The following is a 5776-nucleotide window of genomic DNA, read 5'->3' as shown; positions in this document are numbered from 1 at the left end:
GAGATTGCAGCTGTTTTGCCTCTTGTTGTGCTTCGAAATAACTGGTAGTTTCCATAAAAGCTCTTTCTTCCTGGTATTGTTGGTTTTTTCGCAGATCCCAATATACCAGAAAGCGAAGGGCTTTTCTTTTTTTTATCCTATTTTCAGGTGGTTGCTATATATTTTCTGTCATGCGCTTCCAACCCCGAAAGTTGAGTTAATACCCAAAGCCAAACGAAGCTATTAGAGATGCTCCAATTAGCCTTTGACATGATGAGCACAATCCAAAGGCATGAAGTCTTTGGTGAGGCAATAAGCGAAGTCCCAGCATCTTCTATTGATAGTGGGGAAGTTCTCGTAGCCATTGAAAAGTTTTATGAAAAGTCGGTGGACGGTTACTATTATGCACCATTTGACATAAATTCTAAGAATTTTTCCGACATTCCAGAAAAAACCGATGCCTGGTTTGATGAAGTGAGCAATTACCTTGAAGATAGCTCAAGATTAACCGATCAGGGTGATCATGACATAGTGTGCAGTGTTTCAAGTTGCTTAAAAAGCTGATTGATAAAATGGCAGAAGGTGAAGAAATTGTTTTCGCCGATGAATACGGAACCTGGATGATCACGGGAGATGAGAAACGATTTATCGCATCGTATCTAACATCATTGTCTGCCATATCAGTGCCTGAAAAATATGCAAACGGTACAATACCCTTTATAAAAAGAGACAGTTACGAATCTTTTCATAATAAAATTTATGCCATTGCAATCAAGATTGCCAATAAAGACCAGCGGCTCCTTCTGAAAAAGGAAGTAAAAAAACAGGGGATCAGAACAAGAGCAAGATGAAACGGCAAGATTTCCAGACATGTCGCTTCAACAGACAGCCAGGGCCGTGCCATCTTCATCAAAGGGGCAAATATTTGTATGACTCTTGAAGGTCATCTTTTTGCTTTTTTTGTAAATATCATGAAAACGTAGAATAACTTATGGGCACGATAACAATTTTCACATAAATAAATTTACAGAGTCCGAAAATGGAAATTACCGATCTTTTACAATCACTGGAAATTTACGATAAAAAATATAAACGCGATGAAATTGACAAGGCATTAATTAGACGTGAAGAGATCACACCTCACTTAATATCAATACTGGAAAAGGTGCTTCAAGATCCTGGTAAATATGCTGGTCATGACAGTGATTATTGGGGTCACATATACGCCTTTATGTTATTGGGCCATTTTTGCGAAACTAAGGCCCATGACATAATAGTTGACCTATTTAGCCTCCCGAATGATCTGCCCAGCGCTTTATTCGGAGATGCTGTCACTGGAGACCTACCTATTGTGCTTCTTCGGACGTGTGGGGGGGATACTAAGAGAATCAAAGATTTAATATTAAACAAAAGTACATATGACTATTGTCGAGGGTCAGCGCTTCAGGCATTATCTTATGCATTAATTGAAGGCTATATAACCCGTGGAGAAATTTTGTCCTTTTATCGAGAATTATTCACTGAAGATGAATCTCCAGGATCGGCCTTTCATGACATATTAGCAACTTGTGTATACGATATTTATCCAGAAGAGTTGATGGAGACAATTGAAAAAGCATATGATGATGGGTTAATTAATCCCGGCTATATCAGGTATGAAGATTTCGATGAAATATTAAAGGGTAGCAAAGAGAAATGTTTAGATAAGCTGAGAACGAAGATACAAGAAAGACAAATAGACAACATCCATGATAGTATGTCGTGGTGGGCATGTTTTGAACAACCACAAAGATCCTCGCCCAGAGACTTATCAAGCAACTCACTGAAAAACAAACCAAAGCAGAATAAGAAAAATAAAAAGTCAAAGAGAAAACAGTCTAAAGCATCTAAAAAAACAAATCGAAAAAAGAAGAAGTAATCGTCCAACGGATAAAGATAGATTGTGAGAGCCTGGCGACCCACATCTGAACTGTTTATATTTTAAGGATATTGTGTGAAAATCAGAACTGCTCACGAACAAGATTTGGTGAAAAAGAAAACGTGGTCAGGCCTTTGCTTGACTCATATCATTTACGCAATGCCCCTGAAGCCGATTTTTCTAAAGTGAAGATTGCTCCTCTGCACAGGGTCTCTGACTCCGCGGGGCCGGTGACGGACTCGCTGGTTTACGCCTATACGCCACCGTGTTGCCTTCCCCATCAAGTCACAATCGGGCACCACGAATGAGGTGATTTCGGAGCTCAATGACTGGCCTGCGTTTTTTCCCTGTCAACGCTTCACCGCCTCCTCGCGGATAGCCGACGCATGACTCGGGGGCATGATGGAGCAGCTTCTCCTTTCATGTAAGGGAGTTTCACCCTCTACCTTATGCCGGTTTATCTCGGCGCTTTCGACTCGAACCATCTGCTCCAACTTAAAGGGAAATTCGGAGGATATGAAATTCCAAGACAATTAATTCTGGTCGATGAACCATTCATTGTAGATAATGGCATGTTGCCCCATACCATGCAACTCAAACGCCGGAAGGTCCTGGATCGCTACAAGGATCATGTTGATCTGGCTTATGAGTCATCATGAAAAATGTCGGTGGCCTAACTGTAAATGATTTGGCCACCAGTGAAAAGGTTGGAGGATCCGACACAACCTGTCCTGCCTTATTTGAAGAAGGAGTTACAGTTCTGAGTTACGGAACCGGAATGTAGAGAAAGTCGACCTGTAATATGGCCGATTTTATGTGTCGTCATTCAATGTGAGTGGGAGTGAATTTTAGCAAGATATTCACCATCGGAGCCTGCAATGATCCGTTCACATTGAAAACCGTGAAATTCAGCAAATGATTGGAGGGTGTCGAAATCGACATACAACCAACTGAATTGTTCGGAAGAAATCTTTTTGTATTTCATTATAAAATCAGTCTCACCAGGGTAAATTTCAGAAGGGTGGTAATCTTCCCTCGAAATACCATCAAGCACAAACGGGTCGGTTGAATCGACAAGAATCTGACCACCTTCTGCCAGTAATGTCGGGATGAATTGAAAAAAAAAGTGAAGACCGTCGACAGTACCGCAGATACCTATACCGTTCATTAACATAAGAACTGTGTTGTATTGACATGTTTTAAGTGAAAAAAGATTCTGATGAATAACATGCTGTATCTTGCGCTCATTTAAGACCTGCACGCAACCTGGGGAAATATCAAGAGCATGGACGTCTTTTCCCTGTTGTTGCAAAAACAGACTGTGACAACCGCTACCCGCACCAACATCAAGGATTTTACCTTTACATAATGCAAGAGCATGCTGTTCGAGTTGTTCCATTTCGGAATACTCTCTGAACATGGTTGCGCCAGTCATGGTTGTCATCTCGAAATTTTCTGCTTCTACTGTAATGGATACTCCTATATTGCCATGCATATATTCAAGCAGCATGGCACCTAGTGGGTCTTTTGCTGCATCTGTTTTGTTTATATTCATAAGTTGTTTGCCAGCGAGGGGTAGTGCTCCGGATATTAAAAGTAATTTATGTTGTAAATCGTCATTTTTTTCACGTTATCCTCAATGCATCAGAGTAATTCAATTTCTTTTCTATAACATGACAGAAAACAATGGGAATCACACTCAACTGGGAGCATCCGACGTTTATGGAATCACTTGACTACGCGGAGCCTCTTTTCCCGTAAAACTCGTTTACCTTGTTCGTTTTTCTCGTACAGTGGATGCACAGGAACAACCCTCAAGTTCTTACTTTTAGAGAAATAAGAACCTTAGAATTGGTAATATTTAGTTCAACGCTGCTCTGCTGAAATTACCTGATCAGAAAGAAGATCCATTTGGCAAAATTGCGTTTTGACATTTGTTCATCTGTGTATGTACCTTTTAGATTCAAAATAATGTGACGCAGCTAGCCAAGCTGGACACTTGGCAACTCGCTGCCTTATATTTTGGAACAATCTTTTGCTAGCATTCCAACTAAGTCAGCCAATGACTCATGCGTATATACGTGCATCCCGTTGCAGTAAGATTTTGAAGCTAATAATTAGCAAGATCCGCAAGAAGCTGTTTAAATTCAGGGTCGGTACGTAAAAGTACTCTTGCGCTGGATATTAAAGTGTCAACTTGTTCATCCGTCAGGCTGAATGAAGTAGGAATCTTGTTCAGAAACAATTTTACTTCCAGTTGTGGGGTTTCTTCAAAACCTAATTGTATGAAATAGGAAGCTACTGGATGCTCAGGAGTAGATATTTTTGCGGTCCAAACATCAAGATCACTTTTTACTTTATCAACCGTTGCATCGTTATAACGGTGCAATTGAATATCGGTCATGGCATTCATTGCATCTAGCATTGATGGCTGAACTGTCGTTTTATCCATATCTGAATTATGCTCGGTAGATGCATTTACTGACAGAAACACTACACGGCGCGGGATTTTCCTTTGCATTTTGTTGATCATTGCGCTGGGCCCGCCAGATAGGGCCATGACATCGGTCATGGCACGCAGACCCATGTTATCGGTGATACCACCGTCCACAAAATGAATGTACTTTCGGGCTTTCTTGTTGCTGTAGGACTGTAACCCTTTAAGTGTATTAACAAATTCACTACTCTGTTGTGCCAGTTCAGTTGTATATGAATTAAATTGAGGAACACTGCAGCCCTCGAAGTTTTCGATTACCACCGGGTTGAAAACTACAGGCACCGCAGACGAGGCTGCCACTGCCCTGGCCACAGGAAAGGAACGGAGATCAGAACAGAGGAAGTTGAAATAATCCTGGATAAACGAAAAACGGAGACCATAAGCTAGATCAGAAGCATTAATTATGATCATGGGGCGATGAGGTTGCATCATGTCGGCAAAAGTAGCGTCATGAAAAAGAATCTCGTTGTAGTAATCGATCGCTCGCTCGGTTCGTCCTTTACTACTAAACCAGTGACTCGGGCGAACCAGACTCTTGGTAAGTACCCCTTCAACATCCTTGCGGAGAAATTCACTTTCAAATGTGTCGAAAGTCTTATCACCGTGGAGGCCATAGTAAGCTGCGGTAAAACTACCACCGGATACAGAACTTATATGGGTCACCCTGTCAAGCAATCGCTCCTGCTGCCCATCTCTGAAAATCAATGTATCCCGCAATTCCTGGAGCACACCATAAGCCATGGCCGCAGCTCGTGTTCCTCCACCAGAAAATGTCAAAAAAAAGATGGTATCTTCTGTTTTTTTGCTGTTGGCCCAGGTTTTCAGAGAATAAGGAGTAGCAGGAACTGCGTCTTTGCTGGGCTTGTTTTGGACGATGCCATATGAAGCGCAGCCACTAGCAAAAGTTAGCAGTATTAAACATAAGACTATCCTGGACCAGGCGCTTGCTTGTTCTCCTCTATTCTTTAGACTTATCTTTACTTGATTCATATTGTTTTCACTCAGCGTAAGAAAATTATCATCCATACATGTTCTCTCAGGAAGATACCAGTTAAGGAATATGTGGATTACTAAACCTGTCAGCGGTGACCCACCATTAAATTATTCAGAAAGCTATGGGAATCCCTCCTGCGCTATATGAAAACCTTCTATTGGCAATTATAATCACTTTAGCTAGTGTCTGTCCGCGAGAAGCTATTCATTTGATTTAGCAAGAGAAAATCGCCTTTTAAGGGGTGCTTTTTTTACGGTTTCCGGTAAAGTTTTTTTAGTAAGTCGCTAAAATTACTTGATTAACTATTTCCGGAAATCGAAAAAGATGCGAAAAACTCACAATCAACAGCTACCTTTAGCAGAGGCTGCCCCTGACCACCCCAAGGCGA

General features: G+C 41.3%; 7 protein-coding genes. 5 read left to right on the top strand and 2 right to left on the bottom strand.

The window, feature by feature from the left end; translation table 11 throughout:
- The first annotated feature begins 228 nt into the window (after positions 1-228).
- The 5 genes from JWH17_RS22650 to JWH17_RS24225 all read left to right on the top strand — a co-directional run bounded on the left by JWH17_RS22650 (position 229) and on the right by JWH17_RS24225 (position 2681).
- Entirely contained in the window at positions 229-543 is a 315-nt protein-coding gene (locus JWH17_RS22650) for a hypothetical protein (protein ID WP_205224981.1), read from the top strand.
- An 8-nt stretch (positions 544-551) separates the two neighbouring features.
- Positions 552-830, top strand: a complete 279-nt coding sequence (locus tag JWH17_RS22645) for a hypothetical protein (protein WP_205224980.1) — start codon at positions 552-554, stop codon at positions 828-830.
- 188 nt (positions 831-1018) lie between these two features.
- Positions 1019-1897 carry a DUF1186 domain-containing protein gene (locus tag JWH17_RS22640; protein ID WP_205224979.1) on the top strand — a complete coding sequence of 293 codons (879 nt, stop codon included), beginning with the start codon at positions 1019-1021 and terminating at the stop codon, positions 1895-1897.
- A gap of 449 nt (positions 1898-2346) precedes the next feature.
- Positions 2347-2556, top strand: a complete 210-nt coding sequence (locus JWH17_RS22635) for a hypothetical protein (protein ID WP_205224978.1) — start codon at positions 2347-2349, stop codon at positions 2554-2556.
- Positions 2553-2681, top strand: a complete 129-nt coding sequence (locus tag JWH17_RS24225; protein ID WP_269755908.1) for a hypothetical protein — start codon at positions 2553-2555, stop codon at positions 2679-2681. The genes JWH17_RS22635 and JWH17_RS24225 overlap by 4 nt, the downstream gene beginning before the upstream one ends.
- Positions 2682-2723: 42 nt before the next feature.
- On the opposite strand, the gene JWH17_RS22630 is transcribed toward JWH17_RS24225, so the two are convergent.
- Positions 2724-3452, bottom strand: coding sequence for a class I SAM-dependent methyltransferase (locus tag JWH17_RS22630; RefSeq protein ID WP_205224977.1), 729 nt, complete (start codon positions 3450-3452; stop codon positions 2724-2726).
- A gap of 555 nt (positions 3453-4007) precedes the next feature.
- Entirely contained in the window at positions 4008-5420 is a 1413-nt protein-coding gene (locus tag JWH17_RS22625; protein WP_205224976.1) for a patatin-like phospholipase family protein, read from the bottom strand.
- Between the last annotated feature and the right edge of the window lie 356 nt (positions 5421-5776).

Origin of the sequence: Desulfogranum marinum (assembly GCF_016918565.1) — a bacterium.
Classification (GTDB): Bacteria; Desulfobacterota; Desulfobulbia; order Desulfobulbales; family Desulfobulbaceae; genus Desulfogranum; species Desulfogranum marinum.
The sequence above is the reverse complement of the archived record's forward strand: the minus strand, read 5'-3'. Positions and strand labels throughout refer to the sequence as shown.

What these genes read in the sequence shown, in the direction of transcription:
- JWH17_RS22640 (WP_205224979.1), top strand. Translation starts at nt 1,019, where the DNA reads ATGGAAATTACCGATCTTTTACAATCACTGGAAATTTACGATAAAAAA.
- JWH17_RS24225 (WP_269755908.1), top strand. Translation starts at nt 2,553, where the DNA reads ATGAAAAATGTCGGTGGCCTAACTGTAAATGATTTGGCCACCAGTGAA.
- JWH17_RS22625 (WP_205224976.1), bottom strand. Translation starts at nt 5,420, where the DNA reads ATGGATGATAATTTTCTTACGCTGAGTGAAAACAATATGAATCAAGTA.
- JWH17_RS22645 (WP_205224980.1), top strand. Translation starts at nt 552, where the DNA reads ATGGCAGAAGGTGAAGAAATTGTTTTCGCCGATGAATACGGAACCTGG.
- JWH17_RS22650 (WP_205224981.1), top strand. Translation starts at nt 229, where the DNA reads ATGCTCCAATTAGCCTTTGACATGATGAGCACAATCCAAAGGCATGAA.
- JWH17_RS22635 (WP_205224978.1), top strand. Translation starts at nt 2,347, where the DNA reads ATGCCGGTTTATCTCGGCGCTTTCGACTCGAACCATCTGCTCCAACTT.
- JWH17_RS22630 (WP_205224977.1), bottom strand. Translation starts at nt 3,452, where the DNA reads ATGAATATAAACAAAACAGATGCAGCAAAAGACCCACTAGGTGCCATG.